Here is a 16647-nt window from a genome sequence, read left to right as displayed (position 1 = left end):
GACCAATCAGGCGGAAAGTCTCGTGCTAGAGAGGCCAGCCGTCGTGACCCTGTGGTCAGCGGGCGGCATTATACATAGGTAGCTGGCAATCTGCCGATGGTTCATATGCAACGATTCTCGTCCATTGGTCTAAAGGTCGCAGGGCGCGACCGGGCAAAGACTCGTTACGAATGCTGGAGTTTGGCGCTTTTCCCTTTGCTTTCAGGCTTGTAGGAAACGAGATGTGCGCGGCGCAGGAACATAGGGTTTGCGTGTTGATTCAACTGGGTTACGCTCGAAGCAAGCCAGGTGTTCAATCCAAACAATGGAGTTCAGCATGGGTTACAAGAAGATTCAGGTTCCAGCCGTCGGCGACAAAATCACCGTCAATGCAGACCATTCTCTCAATGTTCCTGATAACCCGATCATCCCCTTCATCGAAGGTGACGGTATTGGTGTCGACATCAGTCCGGTGATGATCAAGGTTGTCGATGCTGCTGTTGAAAAGGCCTACGGCGGCAAGCGCAAGATTTCCTGGATGGAAGTCTACGCCGGCGAAAAGGCCACTCAGGTTTATGACCAGGACACCTGGCTGCCGCAGGAAACCCTCGACGCGGTCAAGGATTACGTGGTTTCGATCAAAGGCCCGCTGACCACTCCGGTCGGTGGCGGCATCCGCTCGCTGAACGTGGCCCTGCGTCAGCAGCTCGACCTGTACGTCTGTCTGCGCCCGGTGCGCTGGTTCGAAGGCGTGCCAAGCCCGGTGAAAAAGCCCGGCGATGTCGACATGACCATCTTTCGCGAGAACTCCGAAGACATTTACGCCGGTATCGAATGGAAGGCCGGTTCGCCGGAAGCCACCAAGGTCATCAAATTCCTTAAAGAAGAAATGGGCGTCACCAAGATCCGTTTCGACGAAAACTGCGGCATCGGCGTCAAGCCGGTCTCCCGCGAAGGCACCAGGCGTCTGGCGCGCAAGGCTCTGCAATACGTGGTCGACAATGACCGCGACTCGCTGACCATCGTGCACAAAGGCAACATCATGAAGTTCACCGAAGGTGCCTTCAAGGAGTGGGCCTACGAAGTGGCGGCCGAAGAATTCGGTGCGACGCTGCTCGATGGCGGTCCGTGGATGCAGTTCAAGAACCCGAAAACCGGCAAGAACGTTGTGGTCAAGGACGCCATCGCCGATGCCATGCTCCAGCAGATCCTGCTGCGCCCGGCCGAATACGATGTCATCGCAACGCTTAACCTCAACGGTGACTACCTGTCTGACGCCCTGGCGGCGGAAGTGGGCGGTATCGGCATCGCGCCGGGTGCCAACCTGTCCGACACCGTAGCGATGTTCGAGGCGACCCACGGTACCGCACCGAAATACGCCGGCAAGGATCAGGTCAACCCGGGCTCGCTGATTCTCTCGGCCGAGATGATGTTGCGTCACATGGGCTGGACTGAAGCGGCGGACCTGATCATCAAGGGCACCAACGGTGCGATCGGCGCGAAGACTGTTACTTATGATTTCGAGCGTTTGATGGATGGCGCGAAGCTGGTTTCGTCCTCCGGGTTCGGAGATGCGCTGATTTCGCATATGTAAAAGTTGCAGGCACGCAAAAACCGCCTGGCTCGATGGGTTGAGTCAGGCGGTTTTTTTATGACCGAATATTTTGAGGCTTCAACTGGTTGCCGTTTGTTTTTCCGTGGCAATCGCGCTCGGCGCCGAAGCGACTTCGACCGAAGTTATCTTCACGGCATGCAAGCCTTTGGGGCCTTGAACGATCTCGAAGTTCACCGCCTGACCCGCTTTCAGGGTCTTGTACCCATCCATTTCAATGGCCGAGTAGTGGGCAAAGAAATCAATGTCCTTGCCATCCTCATCGCGACCTTCCCGGGCGTCGGTATTGATAAAGCCGAATCCCTTGGCATTGTTGAACCATTTCACCTTGCCGACAGCCATGCTCAAATCCCTCTGCAACAGACTCCATCGCTGGAGTATCATCCACGACATCCGCAATCGAATTCGATAAAAGAATTGACTCCGCGGATCTTTTTTACCCACTGTGGGCTCTATTGGTTGTAACACCGTTTTCCCGATAGTCAAGGTGACCGGGCAGTCGTAGTTGAAAACGTGTGCAACCGCCCCCACCACTGTATTCGCACAACTGACGAACCTTTTTTTCCATGCATGCAATCAGCCAGATTCGACTAACATTCAATCAGGATCGCCCGCTTCTCCAAAAGGATCTTCCACAGGAGCACGACGACGATTCGGCAGGCGTTGCTGTTCAGGAAGCAAAGCCCGCGTTACAGGCGCCGCCGATGTACAAGGTGGTTTTGTTCAACGATGACTACACACCGATGGATTTCGTCGTCGAAGTGCTCGAGGTGTTTTTTAACCTGAATCGCGAGCTGGCGACCAAGGTCATGCTGGCCGTCCATACAGAAGGACGGGCAGTATGTGGAGTGTTTACCCGCGACATCGCCGAGACAAAGGCCATGCAGGTCAACCAGTACGCCAGGGAAAGCCAGCATCCGCTACTCTGTGAAATCGAGAAGGACGGTTAATCGCCGACCACTTGGGTATGAGGTGAAGCTATGTTAAACCGCGAGCTCGAAGTCACCCTCAATCTTGCCTTCAAGGAGGCTCGTTCGAAGCGTCATGAGTTCATGACCGTCGAACATCTCCTGCTGGCCCTATTGGATAATGAGGCTGCCGCCACCGTTTTGCGTGCCTGCGGCGCAAACCTCGACAAACTCAAGCATGATCTGCAGGAGTTCATCGACTCCACCACACCATTGATCCCCGTGCATGACGAGGATCGCGAAACCCAGCCAACCCTGGGCTTCCAGCGTGTCCTGCAGCGTGCTGTTTTTCACGTACAGAGCTCGGGCAAGCGCGAAGTGACCGGCGCCAACGTGCTGGTCGCCATCTTCAGTGAGCAAGAGAGTCAGGCCGTGTTCCTGCTGAAACAGCAGAGCGTGGCGCGCATCGATGTCGTCAACTACATCGCCCACGGCATTTCGAAAGTACCGGGGCACGGCGATCACTCTGAAGGTGAACAAGATATGCAGGACGACGAGGGCGGTGAGTCTTCTTCTTCAGGCAATCCTCTGGATGCTTATGCCAGCAACCTCAACGAACTCGCGCGCCAGGGTCGCATTGATCCGTTGGTTGGTCGTGAGTCGGAAGTCGAGCGTGTCGCGCAGATTCTTGCGCGCCGGCGCAAGAACAATCCGCTGCTGGTGGGTGAGGCAGGCGTGGGTAAAACCGCGATTGCCGAAGGCCTGGCCAAGCGCATCGTCGACAATCAGGTGCCGGATCTGCTGACCAATGCGGTTGTTTATTCGCTCGACCTCGGCGCTCTGCTTGCGGGTACCAAGTATCGCGGTGATTTCGAGAAGCGCTTCAAGGCGCTGCTCAATGAACTGAAGAAACGTCCGCAGGCGATCCTGTTCATCGACGAGATCCACACCATCATCGGTGCGGGTGCTGCGTCCGGTGGCGTGATGGATGCATCCAATCTGCTCAAGCCGCTGCTGTCGTCTGGCGACATTCGCTGCATCGGTTCGACCACGTTCCAGGAATTTCGCGGCATCTTCGAGAAGGACCGTGCCTTGGCGCGTCGCTTCCAGAAGGTCGATGTCGTCGAGCCGTCGGTGGAAGACACCATCGGTATCCTGCGTGGTCTGAAAGGGCGTTTCGAGCAGCATCACAATATCGAGTATAGCGATGAGTCGTTGCGTGCCGCTGCCGAACTGGCGTCGCGCTACATCAATGACCGGCACATGCCAGACAAGGCCATCGACGTGATCGATGAGGCGGGCGCCTACCAGCGTCTGCAACCGGTGGAGATGCGCGTCAAGCGTATCGAAGTGCCACAGGTCGAGGACATCGTCGCGAAGATCGCACGGATTCCGCCAAAGCACGTCACCAGTTCCGACAAGGAGCTGCTGCGTAATCTGGAGCGTGATCTGAAACTGACGGTGTTTGGTCAGGACGCGGCGATCGATTCGCTGTCCACTGCGATCAAATTGTCCCGTGCCGGGCTCAAATCGCCGGACAAGCCGGTCGGTTCGTTCCTGTTCGCCGGGCCTACCGGTGTCGGTAAAACCGAGGCCGCGCGACAACTGGCCAAGGCGCTGGGCATCGAGCTGGTGCGCTTCGACATGTCCGAGTACATGGAGCGTCACACCGTATCGCGTCTGATCGGTGCGCCTCCAGGCTATGTCGGTTTCGATCAGGGCGGTCTGCTGACCGAAGCGATCACCAAGCAGCCACATTGTGTATTGCTGCTCGATGAAATCGAGAAGGCGCATCCGGAAGTCTTCAACCTGCTGTTGCAGGTCATGGACCACGGCACGCTGACCGACAACAACGGGCGCAAAGCGGACTTCCGCAATGTGATCGTGATCATGACCACCAACGCCGGTGCCGAGACGGCAGCGCGGGCTTCGATCGGTTTCACCCATCAGGACCACTCGTCCGATGCGATGGAAGTGATCAAGAAGAGCTTCACGCCGGAATTCCGTAACCGTCTGGACACCATTATCCAGTTTGGTCGCCTCAGTCATGAGGTCATCAAGAGTGTGGTGGACAAGTTCCTCACCGAGCTTCAGGCGCAGCTGGAAGACAAGCGTGTGTTGCTTGAGGTTACTGATGCGGCACGCAGCTGGCTGGCGGCGGGTGGTTATGACTCGGCGATGGGCGCACGTCCGATGGCGCGTCTGATCCAGGACAAGATCAAGCGTCCGCTGGCGGAGGAGATTCTGTTTGGCGAACTGGCCGAGCATGGCGGTGTGGTGCACATCGACATCAAGGATGGGGAGTTGACGTTCGACTTCGAAACCACGGCTGAGATGGCCTGACGGTCGTATATCAAGAGGGCGCCTTCGGGCGCCTTTTTGTTGCTCGTTGTTTGATAGTTTTGGGTGTATATCCGTTGCTGCGGTTACGGCTGCTTAGGGTTTCGCCCTTACGGCGACTCACTTTTTTTACAAACGCCTAAAAAAAGTAAGCAAAAAAACGCTTGCTCCTGCGTTCGGCCCTCGCAGGCTCGGGTTCCTTCGCTCCGGGATCGATCCGGGCGCAGCGGCTCCGGTTTGCTTCGCTGCACCTCCTTCCGCTGTGTCTGGCTGCGCCAGACGGTCGCTGCGCTCCCACCCCCGGATCAATCCCTCCACTCAGCCTTCCGACGTCGCCGGTGAATCAAGATCAAAAGCGGTACTCGAGCTAAAGCTCATTGTGTAGGAGCTGCCGGAGGCTGCGATCTTTTGCCTTTGCCTTTGCCTTTGCCTTTGCTTTTCTGTGGGAGCGAGCCTGCTCGCGAAGGCGGCCTGCAGGTCAACCCGTTTCTATCGAATTCACGCGATCCAACCGGAGCTGCCGAAGGCTGCGATCTTTTGATCTGCTTGCTGTAGAGCGAAACCGCCAGCGGCAACACCCGCAGCAACGATTAAGTCCCCAGCCTCCAAACCTCAAAACGCAGACACAAAAACGCCCGGCATAACCCGGGCGTTCTGTATTGACTTGATTAACGAGCGCGGTAAGTGATCCGCCCTTTGCTCAAGTCATAGGGCGTCAGCTCGACGCGCACTTTGTCACCGGTAAGAATACGAATGTAGTTCTTGCGCATCTTGCCGGAAATATGCGCGGTTACGACGTGCCCATTTTCCAACTCCACACGAAACATGGTGTTGGGCAGGGTGTCGACGACAGTGCCTTCCATTTCGAAGCTGTCTTCTTTCGACATGCAGTAAAGCCCTCGGTATCCAATGAATGGCCCGGTGCAACTGCGCCAGGCAAAAGCGGCGTGCATTGTGCCCGAAAAATGGTGTTTACGCCAAGGGGTTTAGGCCGCAGCTTCAGTTCAGGATGACCCAGCGCTGATTGATCAGCAATTCGATGGGCCGATATTGCGTCTTGTAGTTCATCTTTTTGCAGTTCTTGATCCAGTAACCCAAGTACACGGCCTCAAGGCCCAGACGCTGGCTCTCGGCGATTTGCCAGAGGATTGCGTAACGGCCGAGGCTGCGGCGTTCTTCGTTCGGTTCGTAGAAGGTGTACACCGCTGACAAACCGTTGGGCAGCAGATCGGTCACCGCCACCGCGAGCAACCGTCCGTCGAGTCGAAACTCGTAGAAGCGCGAGAAGGGCAGGTCACGCACCAGGAACGTCGAGAACTGATCGCGGCTTGGCGGGTACATGTCGCCGTCGGCATGGCGCTGTTCTATGTAGCGCTGGTACAGGTCGAAATATTCTTCGCTGAAGTGCGGTTTGACCGGCTGCACCTGCAAATCCGCGTTGCGTTTGTAGATGCGCTTTTGCTGGCGATTAGTGATGAATTGTGCGGAGGGAATGCGCGCAGGCACGCACGCATTGCAATTCTGGCAATGCGGCCGGTACAAATGATCGCCGCTGCGACGAAAGCCCATTTCCGACAGGTCTGCGTAGACATGCACATCCATGGGCTGACTCGGGTCGAGAAACAGCGTCGTGGCCTGCTCCTCGGGCAGATAACTGCAAGAGTGGGGCTGAGTGGCATAAAACTTCAAACGCGCCAACTCGGTCATGAATCAACCCTCGGGATAAGCTGGTGGATTAAGTGTAAGCCACCTGCGCAAAAGTCGCTCAGCAAACCCAGGTCGCTGAATTCGGTTGATCTAAATGGCGCCGCAGATAGTCGGCGAATTCGCCGCGCGGAATCGACCGCGCACCGAGGCTGTGCAGGTGATCGGTCGGCATCTGGCAGTCGATCAGCACAAATCCGGCGGCTTTCAAATGCTGGACCAGCGTGGCAAAGCCATATTTGGACGCGTTGTCAGCGCGGCTGAACATCGACTCGCCAAAAAACAGTTGGCCCATCGCCAGGCCGTACAGGCCGCCGACCAGCTGTCCCTCGTCCCAGACCTCAACCGAATGCGCGAAACCGCGCCGATGCAATTCTACGTAAGCATCCTGCATGGCCTCGGTGATCCAGGTGCCGTCGGCGTAATCACGCGGTGCAGCGCAGGCGCGGATGACGGCGTCGAAATCCTGATCGAAGGTCACTTGATAGCGTTGCTTGCGCAGCAGCTTGCCGAGACTGCGCGAGACGTGCAGTTCGTCGGGAAACAGCACGGTGCGAGGGTCTGGCGACCACCAGAGAATCGGCTGGCCCTCGGAAAACCAGGGGAAGCAGCCATGGCGATAGGCCTGGATCAGTCGATCGGCGGAAAGATCGCCGCCGGCGGCGAGCAATCCGTTCGGCTCGCGCATGGCTTTTTCCAGTGGCGGAAAGGTCAGGGAGTTACGTTGTAACCAAGTCAGCATGGCATCCAGGCTTGCAGAAGGGGAGGGCAGTCAGGGGCGTGCAGGCCCCGCGAAAGAGTTTGCCGCGAAACGGCGCCGCTGTCCTGCACAGATGTCTGCTGCAGTGAGCATTGAGCTGCAACTTGATGTGTCGCCCGTGGTCGTAAGCGTCACCGTACCGATGCTGTCGAGCATTCCTGTGAGCCTGATCCGGCCAGGTTCGCTACGTTCATCAAATACAGCTCATAAGCCTTTGTCACAAAAGACAATGCATGCTCCAATTGCAACGCAGTGCATGTACGTTTGGCTATGCTCAAGGCTGGGGTCTCAAACATGGCATCGGACGCACAAACCCGTACAATGCCGGGTTGTGACAGGCTATACGCTGCGCACAGTGTTTATGGCTGTGTTTATAAAACCAGTGGCACAGTGTTAAAAGTAGTCCCAGTTGAGCTTTTCACCTTTTTTACCTGCCTGGATTGGGCAGTTTTTTATCGTCATTCAATAGATGGACGCGCCTCGGGCGCAGGAAAAGAAGCGTTTTGAAGAAGACCACCGAAGCACCCAAAACAGTCGTTCCGCTCTGGCGCCAGCAACTGCACTACCGGCTCAAGGAAGGTGCATTGATCGCCATTGGCGCTTTGTGCCTGTTCCTGATGATGGCTTTGCTGACCTACGGCAAGGACGATCCGGGGTGGAGCCATAACAGCAAGATCGACGATGTGCAGAACTTCGGCGGCCCGGCCGGCTCGTACAGCGCCGATATCCTGTTCATGGTGCTCGGTTACTTCGCCTATATCTTTCCGTTGCTGCTGGCGGTCAAGGCGTACCAGATCTTCCGTCAACGCCACGAACCATGGCAGTGGAGCGGCTGGCTGTTTTCCTGGCGTCTGATCGGCCTGGTATTCCTCGTGCTCTCCGGTGCTGCGCTGGCGCACATTCATTTCCATGCCGCGACCGGTCTGCCGGCCGGCGCTGGCGGTGCCCTGGGCGAAAGCCTTGGCGATCTGGCGAAGAATGCGCTGAACATTCAGGGCAGCACTTTGCTGTTCATCGCTCTGTTCCTGTTCGGCCTGACCGTATTCACCGACCTGTCGTGGTTCAAGGTGATGGACGTCACCGGCAAGATCACCCTCGATCTGTTCGAACTGTTCCAGGGCGCGCTCAACCGCTGGTGGTCGGCGCGCACAGAACGCAAGCAACTGGTTGCGCAACTGCGTGAGGTCGATGACCGCGTCCACGATGTGGTCGCGCCGACTGTCACCGACAAACGCGAACAGGCCAAGGTCAAGGAACGCCTGATCGAGCGCGAGCAAGCGTTGAGCAAGCACATGTCCGACCGCGAGAAGCAGGTGCCACCGGTGATCGCGCCGGCACCGGCCAAGGCGCCGGAGCCGAGCAAGCGCGTGCAGAAAGAGAAGCAGGCGCCGTTGTTCGTCGACAGCGCGGTCGAAGGCACCTTGCCGCCGATCTCGATTCTTGATCCTGCGGAAAAGAAACAGCTCAACTATTCGCCTGAGTCCTTGGCAGCGGTCGGCCACTTGCTGGAAATCAAGCTCAAGGAATTCGGCGTCGAAGTCACCGTTGATTCGATCCATCCGGGTCCAGTGATTACCCGATACGAAATCCAGCCTGCCGCCGGGGTAAAAGTCAGCCGCATCGCCAACCTGGCCAAAGACCTGGCGCGTTCGCTGGCGGTGACCAGTGTGCGGGTGGTCGAGGTGATTCCGGGCAAGACCACTGTCGGTATCGAGATTCCCAACGAAGACCGCCAGATCGTACGTTTCTCCGAGGTGCTGTCGACCCCCGAGTACGACAACTTCAAATCCCCGGTCACCCTGGCGCTCGGTCACGATATCGGCGGCAAGCCGGTCATCACCGACCTGGCGAAGATGCCGCACTTGCTGGTGGCCGGTACCACCGGTTCCGGTAAGTCCGTGGGCGTGAACGCGATGATCCTGTCGATCCTGTTCAAGTCCGGCCCTGACGACGCCAAGCTGATCATGATCGACCCGAAAATGCTTGAGCTGTCGATCTACGAAGGCATTCCGCACCTGCTCTGCCCGGTTGTGACCGACATGAAGGACGCTGCCAACGCCTTGCGCTGGAGCGTTGCCGAGATGGAGCGTCGCTACAAGCTGATGGCGAAAATGGGCGTGCGTAACCTGTCCGGCTTCAACGCCAAGGTCAAGGAAGCCCAGGATGCCGGCGAGCCGTTGAGCGATCCGCTTTACAAGCGCGAAAGCATTCACGACGAAGCGCCGCTGCTGCAGAAACTGCCGACCATCGTCGTAGTGGTGGACGAATTCGCCGACATGATGATGATCGTCGGCAAGAAGGTTGAAGAGCTGATCGCACGTATTGCGCAAAAGGCGCGTGCGGCGGGGATTCACTTGATTCTTGCCACCCAGCGCCCGTCGGTGGACGTGATCACTGGTCTGATCAAAGCCAACATCCCGACTCGTATGGCGTTTCAGGTATCGAGCAAGATCGACTCGCGAACCATCATCGACCAGGGTGGCGCCGAGCAACTGCTCGGTCACGGTGACATGCTCTACATGCCGCCGGGCACCGGTTTGCCGATCCGGGTTCACGGCGCGTTCGTCTCCGACGATGAGGTTCACCGCGTGGTCGAGGCCTGGAAATTGCGCGGTGCGCCTGAGTACAACGACGACATTCTCAACGGTGTCGAAGAGGCGGGCAGCGGCTTTGAAGGCAGCAGCGGTGGTGGCGACGGTGATGATCCGGAAGCCGACGCGCTGTATGACGAAGCGGTGCAGTTCGTCCTCGAAAGTCGTCGTGCGTCGATTTCCGCTGTGCAGCGCAAGCTGAAGATCGGCTACAACCGTGCCGCGCGGATGATCGAGGCGATGGAAATGGCTGGCGTCGTTACCTCAATGAACACCAACGGTTCGCGTGAAGTCCTGGCCCCAGGCCCGGTACGCGACTGAAACGCAACGACTCGAGTGGCGCAATGACGCGCCACTCGCTCTCCCACGAGTATTCAAGAGGACTCTCATGCGCCTTATCCGCATGCTGTTGCCAGTACTGGCGCTGACCACACTCACGGCCCACGCCGATGAAAAGGACGTGGCGCGTCTGACCCAATTGCTCGAAACATCGAAAACCCTGTCGGCGAACTTTTCGCAGTTGACCCTCGATGGCACCGGCACCCAGTTGCAGGAAACCACCGGCAACATGACCCTGCAGCGTCCGGGCCTGTTCTACTGGCACACCAATGCGCCGGCCGAGCAGACCATGGTCTCCGATGGCAAGAAAGTCACCCTGTGGGACCCGGATCTGGAGCAGGCAACCATCAAGAAGCTCGATGAGCGTCTGACCCAGACGCCGGCCTTGCTGTTGTCCGGCGATGTCTCGAAGATCAGCCAGAGCTTCGATATCAGCGCGAAAGAGGCGGGCGGCGTGATCGACTTCACTCTCAAGCCGAAAACCAAAGACACTCTCTTCGACAACCTGCGCCTGTCGTTCCGCAACGGCCTGCTCAATGACATGCAACTGATTGACAGCGTCGGCCAGCGCACCAATATCCTGTTTACCGGGGTCAAGGCCAACGAAGCGGTGCCTGCGTCCAAGTTCAAATTCGACATTCCCAAAGGTGCCGACGTTATCCAGGAATAAACACCGGCACTTTGTGTCAGGGCCTTTGTGGTGAGGGCCTGCTATTGAGGGGCTATTGTGGCGAGGGGATTTATCCCCGTCCGGCTGCGCAGCAGTCGTCGCTTTTGGGGCCGCTTCGCAGCCCAACGGGGATAAATCCGCTCACCACAGGTTCTTCAGCAGATTTCAGAAAATCAGAGGTTTCAACGCTACGTGATGGATCTGTTTCGCAGTGCACCGATTGCCCAACCCTTGGCCGCCCGTCTGCGTGCGGCCAATCTGGATGAGTACGTCGGTCAGGAACACGTGCTCGCTCGCGGCAAGCCTTTGCGTGAGGCGCTGGAGCAGGGCGCGCTGCATTCGATGATCTTCTGGGGACCGCCGGGCGTGGGCAAGACCACCCTGGCGCGCTTGCTCGCAGAAGTCTCCGATGCGCACTTCGAAACGGTTTCGGCGGTGCTCGCCGGGGTCAAGGAAATCCGCCAGGCCGTTGAAATCGCCAAGCAGCAGGCCGGCCAGTACGGCAAGCGCACGATCCTGTTTGTCGATGAAGTGCACCGCTTCAACAAGTCGCAGCAGGACGCGTTTCTGCCCTACGTTGAAGACGGCACGCTGATCTTCATCGGCGCCACCACCGAAAACCCTTCGTTCGAACTGAACAACGCTTTGTTATCGCGGGCCCGCGTCTACGTGCTGAAAAGCCTAGACGAAGCGGCCTTGCGCAAACTGGTCCACCGCGCACTCACCGAAGAGCGCGGCCTGGGCAAGCGCAACCTGACCCTGAGCGATGAAGGCTTCCAGATGTTGCTGTCCGCCGCTGATGGCGATGGCCGGCGCCTGCTCAATCTGCTGGAAAACGCCTCTGATCTGGCCGAAGACAACAGCGAAATCGGCACCGAGTTGCTGCAAAGCCTGCTCGGCGATACGCGCCGACGTTTCGACAAGGGCGGTGAAGCGTTTTACGACCAGATCTCGGCGCTGCACAAATCCGTGCGCGGTTCCAATCCCGACGGCGCGCTGTACTGGTTTGCGCGGATGATCGACGGCGGCTGCGATCCGCTGTATCTGGCCCGGCGCGTGGTGCGCATGGCCAGCGAAGACATTGGCAACGCCGACCCGCGTGCGCTGAGCCTGTGCCTGGCGGCGTGGGAAGTGCAGGAGCGTCTTGGCAGCCCCGAGGGCGAATTGGCAGTCGCCCAGGCCATTACTTATCTGGCCTGCGCACCGAAAAGCAATGCGGTGTACATGGGCTTCAAAACCGCGCTGCGCGCAGCGGCTGAGAACGGCTCGCTGGAAGTCCCGCTGCACCTGCGCAATGCACCGACCAAGCTGATGAAGCAATTGGGTTACGGCGACGAATACCGCTATGCCCATGATGAACCGGATGCTTATGCTGCCGGTGAAGACTATTTTCCGGAAGAACTCGAGCCGATTCCGTTCTATCAGCCCGTGCCCCGCGGCCTGGAGTTGAAGATCGGCGAAAAACTCAATCACCTCGCTCAACTCGATCGTCTGAGCCCTCGGCAGCGGAGAAAATAGTGGTTCCATTGATACTCGCAGTGTCGGTCGGCGGTGTTGCCGGCACCTTGTTGCGCTTCGCCACCGGCAATTGGGTCAGCGCCAATTGGCCGCGGCACTTCTATACCGCGACGCTGGCCGTTAATATCGTGGGCTGCCTGCTGATTGGCGTGTTGTACGGCCTGTTTCTGATACGCCCGGAGGTGCCGATCGAGGTGCGCGCCGGGTTGATGGTCGGCTTCCTCGGGGGGCTGACGACTTTTTCATCCTTTTCACTGGATACGGTTCGCCTGCTGGAAAGCGGGCAAGTGTTGCTGGCCCTGGGCTACGCGGCACTCAGCGTATTCGGCGGGCTGCTCGCAACGTGGGCCGGCCTGTCCCTGACCAAACTTTGATAACGAGAAACCGACATGCTCGATTCCAAACTGTTACGTAGCAACCTTCAGGACGTAGCGGACCGCCTGGCTTCCCGTGGCTTTGCCCTGGACACCGCGCGCATCGAAGCGCTGGAAGAACAGCGCAAGACCGTCCAGACCCGCACCGAAGCACTGCAGGCTGAGCGTAACGCGCGTTCCAAATCCATCGGGCAGGCCAAGCAGCGCGGCGAAGACATCGCACCGCTGATGGCGGACGTCGAGCGCATGGCAGGCGAGCTGAGCGCTGGCAAGGTTGAGCTGGACGCGATCCAGACCGAACTCGATTCGATCCTGCTCGGTATCCCCAACCTGCCGCACGAATCGGTTCCGGTCGGCAAGGACGAAGACGACAACGTCGAAGTACGCCGTTGGGGCACCCCGACTCAGTTCGATTTCGAAGTGAAAGACCACGTCGCCCTCGGCGAGAAGTTCGGCTGGCTGGACTTCGAAACCGCCGCCAAGCTGTCCGGCGCGCGTTTCGCCTTGCTGCGCGGCCCGATTGCCCGTCTGCATCGCGCACTGGCGCAGTTCATGATCAACCTGCATGTCACCGAACATGGCTACGAAGAGGCTTACACGCCTTATCTGGTTCAGGCTCCGGCGCTGCAAGGTACCGGCCAGCTGCCGAAGTTCGAAGAAGATCTGTTCAAGATTGCCCGCGAAGGCGAAGCCGATCTGTACCTGATTCCAACCGCCGAAGTGTCGCTGACCAACATCGTTGCCGGCGAAATCGTCGATTCGAAGTTGTTGCCGATCAAGTTTGTCGCCCACACCCCATGCTTCCGCAGCGAAGCCGGCGCGTCGGGTCGCGACACGCGTGGCATGATCCGCCAGCACCAGTTCGACAAAGTCGAAATGGTCCAGATCGTCGAGCCGTCGCAATCGATGGAAGCGCTGGAAAGCCTGACTGCCAACGCCGAAAAAGTCCTGCAGCTGCTCGGCCTGCCTTACCGCACCCTGGCGCTGTGCACTGGCGACATGGGTTTCAGCGCCGTCAAGACCTATGACCTGGAAGTGTGGATTCCGAGCCAGGACAAATACCGCGAAATCTCCTCGTGCTCCAACTGCGGCGACTTCCAGGCGCGGCGCATGCAGGCGCGTTTCCGTAACCCGGAAACCGGCAAGCCTGAGCTGGTGCACACCTTGAACGGCTCTGGTCTGGCGGTCGGTCGTACTCTGGTTGCGGTACTGGAAAACTACCAGCAGGCCGACGGTTCGATCCGCGTGCCGGACGTGCTCAAGCCGTACATGGGTGGCCTTGAGGTCATCGGCTAAATGAAATATCTGCCGCTGTTTCACAACCTGCGCGGCAGTCGTGTGTTGGTTGTCGGTGGGGGGGAAATTGCCTTGCGCAAATCCCGCCTGCTGGCCGATGCCGGTGCGCTGCTGCGGGTGGTCGCACCTGAAATCGAAACGCAACTGGCCGAACTGGTCGCTGCCAGCGGCGGTGAATGCCTGTTGCGCGGTTACGCCGAAACGGATCTGGACGGTTGCGGGCTGATCATTGCCGCTACCGACGACGAAACGCTCAACGCGCAAGTCTCCACCGACGCCCACCGCCGTTGCGTGCCGGTCAACGTGGTCGATGCGCCGGCCTTGTGCAGCGTGATCTTCCCGGCGATCGTCGATCGCTCGCCGTTGATCATCGCCGTGTCCAGCGGCGGCGATGCGCCGGTACTGGCGCGTCTGATCCGCGCGAAAATCGAAACCTGGATTCCTTCGACTTACGGCCAGTTGGCTGGATTAGCTGCGCGTTTCCGCAATCAGGTGAAAAACCTGTTTCCGGATGTTCAGCAGCGTCGCGGCTTCTGGGAAGACGTTTTCCAGGGCCCGATCGCCGATCGTCAACTGGCCGGGCAGGGCGCTGAAGCCGAGCGCCTGTTGCAGGCCAAGGTCGATGGCGAGCCAATGGTCACCACTGGCGAGGTTTATCTGGTCGGTGCCGGTCCGGGTGATCCGGATCTGTTGACCTTCCGCGCACTGCGTCTGATGCAGCAAGCCGATGTGGTGCTCTATGACCGCCTGGTGGCGCCGGCGATTCTCGAGTTGTGCCGTCGCGATGCCGAGCGGGTGTATGTCGGCAAGCGGCGCTCCGAACACGCCGTGCCGCAGGATCAGATCAACCAGCAACTGGTCGATCTGGCCAAGGCTGGCAAGCGTGTGGTGCGGTTGAAGGGCGGCGATCCGTTTATCTTCGGCCGCGGTGGCGAAGAGATCGAAGAACTGGCGGCCCACGGTATTCCATTCCAGGTGGTGCCAGGCATCACGGCGGCCAGCGGTTGCGCCGCTTATGCGGGGATCCCGCTGACCCACCGTGACCATGCGCAGTCCGTGCGGTTTGTCACTGGCCACTTGAAGGATGGTTCCACCGATCTGCCATGGGCTGACCTGGTGGCTCCGGCGCAGACGCTGGTGTTCTACATGGGCCTGGTGGGCCTGCCGATCATCTGCGAGCAGTTGATCAAGCATGGTCGCGCGGCGGATACCCCGGCGGCGTTGATTCAGCAGGGCACTACAGTCAATCAGCGGGTTTTCACCGGCACGCTGGCGGATCTGCCGCGAATGGTGGCGGAGCATGAAGTGCATGCGCCGACTCTGGTGATCGTCGGCGAAGTGGTGCAACTGCGCGAGAAGCTGGCGTGGTTTGAAGGGGCTCAAGCGCAGGTCTGAGTCAGATCAAAAGATCGCAGCCTTCGGCAGCTCCTACAGAGGAACGCATTCTCATGTAGGAGCTGCCGAAAGCTGCGATCTTTTGCTTCTGCTGTTAGCCCTTTAACCAAACCCCTTTCCCGATCAACCGCGACCGGTCATGCGCTACGCTGAAATCCTGCTGCGGCCCTTTCGGAACAACTCCCGTCGGGTTAATCGTCTTGTGGCTGCCATAGTAGTGATGCTTGATGTGCTGGAAATCCACCGTCTCGGCAATACCCGGCCATTGATACATCTCGCGCAGCCAGTTCGACAGATTCGGGTAATCGGCAATCCGCCGCAGGTTGCACTTGAAGTGCCCGTGATACACCGCGTCAAAGCGAATCATCGTGGTAAACAGGCGCACGTCGGCCTCGGTCAGGTATTCCCCGCTCAGGTAGCGATTGGCACCCAGCAGTTGCTCCAGATGATCCAGTTCGGCGAATACTTCATCGAACGCCTGTTCGTATGCCTGTTGCGAGGTGGCGAACCCGGCACGATAGACACCGTTGTTCACCGCCGGGTAGATCCGCTCGTTCAGCGCATCGATCTCGTTGCGTAGCGGCGCCGGATAAAAGTCCAGATCGTTGCCAGTGATCCCGTCGAAGGCGCTGTTGAACATGCGGATGATTTCCGCCGATTCATTGCTGACGATGCGCTTGAGTTTCTTGTCCCACAGCACTGGTACCGTCACGCGCCCGGTGTAATCAGGCGTGTCGGCGGTGTATCGCTGATGCATGAAATCGAAGCCATCGAGTTTGTCGCCTGTCGAACCCAGCGCCTTGTCGAAGGTCCAGCCGTTCTCCAGCATGAGCCAGCTGACCACCGACACGTCGATCAGACCTTCCAGCCCTTTGAGTTTGCGCAGAATCAGCGTGCGATGCGCCCAAGGGCAGGCGAGGGAAACATAGAGGTGATAGCGCCCGGCTTCAGCAGTGAAACCGCCTTCACCGCTGGGGCCTGGTTGACCGTCGGCGGTCACCCAGTTGCGGCGTTGCGCCTGTTCGCGCTGGAACGCGCCGTCCTTGCTGCTTTCGTACCACTTGTCCTGCCAGTGGCCGTCGACGAGTAAACCCATGATCAAGACTCCCAAAACCAATATTCGTTGGAGTCGAGTCTATTCCGATGAGTTCGAACAAAAAG

General features: G+C 58.7%; 14 protein-coding genes. 9 read left to right on the top strand and 5 right to left on the bottom strand.

Annotation, left to right across the window (positions count from 1 at the left end):
- Nucleotides 1-316 precede the first annotated feature (316 nt).
- Nucleotides 317-1573: an NADP-dependent isocitrate dehydrogenase gene (icd, locus tag PSH90_RS16630; RefSeq protein ID WP_056788899.1), complete on the top strand. Its 1257-nt coding sequence runs from the start codon at nucleotides 317-319 to the stop codon at nucleotides 1571-1573.
- 78 nt (nucleotides 1574-1651) lie between these two features.
- Here icd and PSH90_RS16625 read toward each other — a convergent pair whose 3' ends face one another.
- Nucleotides 1652-1933, bottom strand: coding sequence for a cold shock domain-containing protein (locus PSH90_RS16625; RefSeq protein ID WP_236168574.1), 282 nt, complete (start codon nucleotides 1931-1933; stop codon nucleotides 1652-1654).
- Nucleotides 1934-2157: 224 nt separating this feature from the next.
- Here PSH90_RS16625 and clpS point away from each other — a divergent pair, with 224 nt between their 5' ends.
- Together clpS and clpA are read left to right on the top strand one after the other, a co-directional pair.
- Nucleotides 2158-2541: an ATP-dependent Clp protease adapter ClpS gene (gene clpS / locus PSH90_RS16620; RefSeq protein ID WP_011334948.1), complete on the top strand. Its 384-nt coding sequence runs from the start codon at nucleotides 2158-2160 to the stop codon at nucleotides 2539-2541.
- 30 nt (nucleotides 2542-2571) lie between these two features.
- Entirely contained in the window at nucleotides 2572-4842 is a 2271-nt protein-coding gene (clpA, locus tag PSH90_RS16615) for an ATP-dependent Clp protease ATP-binding subunit ClpA (RefSeq protein ID WP_305381077.1), read from the top strand.
- A 665-nt stretch (nucleotides 4843-5507) separates the two neighbouring features.
- Here the strand turns inward: clpA and infA are convergent.
- The 3 genes from infA to aat form a co-directional block, all read right to left on the bottom strand.
- Nucleotides 5508-5726, bottom strand: coding sequence for a translation initiation factor IF-1 (gene infA, locus PSH90_RS16610; RefSeq protein WP_002553999.1), 219 nt, complete (start codon nucleotides 5724-5726; stop codon nucleotides 5508-5510).
- A 112-nt stretch (nucleotides 5727-5838) separates the two neighbouring features.
- Nucleotides 5839-6546: an arginyltransferase gene (locus tag PSH90_RS16605; protein WP_041477071.1), complete on the bottom strand. Its 708-nt coding sequence runs from the start codon at nucleotides 6544-6546 to the stop codon at nucleotides 5839-5841.
- Nucleotides 6547-6604: 58 nt separating this feature from the next.
- Nucleotides 6605-7285: a leucyl/phenylalanyl-tRNA--protein transferase gene (gene aat, locus PSH90_RS16600; protein ID WP_095182060.1), complete on the bottom strand. Its 681-nt coding sequence runs from the start codon at nucleotides 7283-7285 to the stop codon at nucleotides 6605-6607.
- Nucleotides 7286-7806: 521 nt separating this feature from the next.
- On the opposite strand from aat, the gene ftsK reads away from it, so the two are divergent.
- The 6 genes from ftsK (at nucleotide 7807) to cysG (ending at nucleotide 15486) form a co-directional block, all read left to right on the top strand.
- Entirely contained in the window at nucleotides 7807-10215 is a 2409-nt protein-coding gene (ftsK, locus tag PSH90_RS16595; RefSeq protein ID WP_305381076.1) for a DNA translocase FtsK, read from the top strand.
- A gap of 67 nt (nucleotides 10216-10282) precedes the next feature.
- Nucleotides 10283-10903, top strand: a complete 621-nt coding sequence (gene lolA / locus PSH90_RS16590; RefSeq protein ID WP_016775262.1) for an outer membrane lipoprotein chaperone LolA — start codon at nucleotides 10283-10285, stop codon at nucleotides 10901-10903.
- A 195-nt stretch (nucleotides 10904-11098) separates the two neighbouring features.
- Entirely contained in the window at nucleotides 11099-12421 is a 1323-nt protein-coding gene (locus tag PSH90_RS16585; protein WP_042609225.1) for a replication-associated recombination protein A, read from the top strand.
- Complete coding sequence (crcB, locus tag PSH90_RS16580; RefSeq protein ID WP_016775261.1) at nucleotides 12421-12795, top strand: fluoride efflux transporter CrcB; 375 nt, start codon at nucleotides 12421-12423, stop codon at nucleotides 12793-12795. The genes PSH90_RS16585 and crcB overlap by 1 nt, the downstream gene beginning before the upstream one ends.
- 15 nt (nucleotides 12796-12810) lie before the next feature.
- Nucleotides 12811-14091 (top strand): serine--tRNA ligase, encoded by a 1281-nt coding sequence (serS, locus tag PSH90_RS16575; protein ID WP_041477066.1) that lies wholly within the window; start codon nucleotides 12811-12813, stop codon nucleotides 14089-14091.
- Complete coding sequence (gene cysG / locus PSH90_RS16570; protein ID WP_041477064.1) at nucleotides 14092-15486, top strand: siroheme synthase CysG; 1395 nt, start codon at nucleotides 14092-14094, stop codon at nucleotides 15484-15486.
- A gap of 94 nt (nucleotides 15487-15580) precedes the next feature.
- Here cysG and PSH90_RS16565 read toward each other — a convergent pair whose 3' ends face one another.
- Nucleotides 15581-16582, bottom strand: coding sequence for a glutathione S-transferase family protein (locus tag PSH90_RS16565; protein ID WP_150634945.1), 1002 nt, complete (start codon nucleotides 16580-16582; stop codon nucleotides 15581-15583).
- Between the last annotated feature and the right edge of the window lie 65 nt (nucleotides 16583-16647).

This window comes from Pseudomonas sp. FP1762 (assembly GCF_030687105.1).
GTDB lineage: Bacteria > Pseudomonadota > Gammaproteobacteria > Pseudomonadales > Pseudomonadaceae > Aquipseudomonas > Aquipseudomonas siliginis.
The sequence above is the reverse complement of the archived record's forward strand: the minus strand, read 5'-3'. Positions and strand labels throughout refer to the sequence as shown.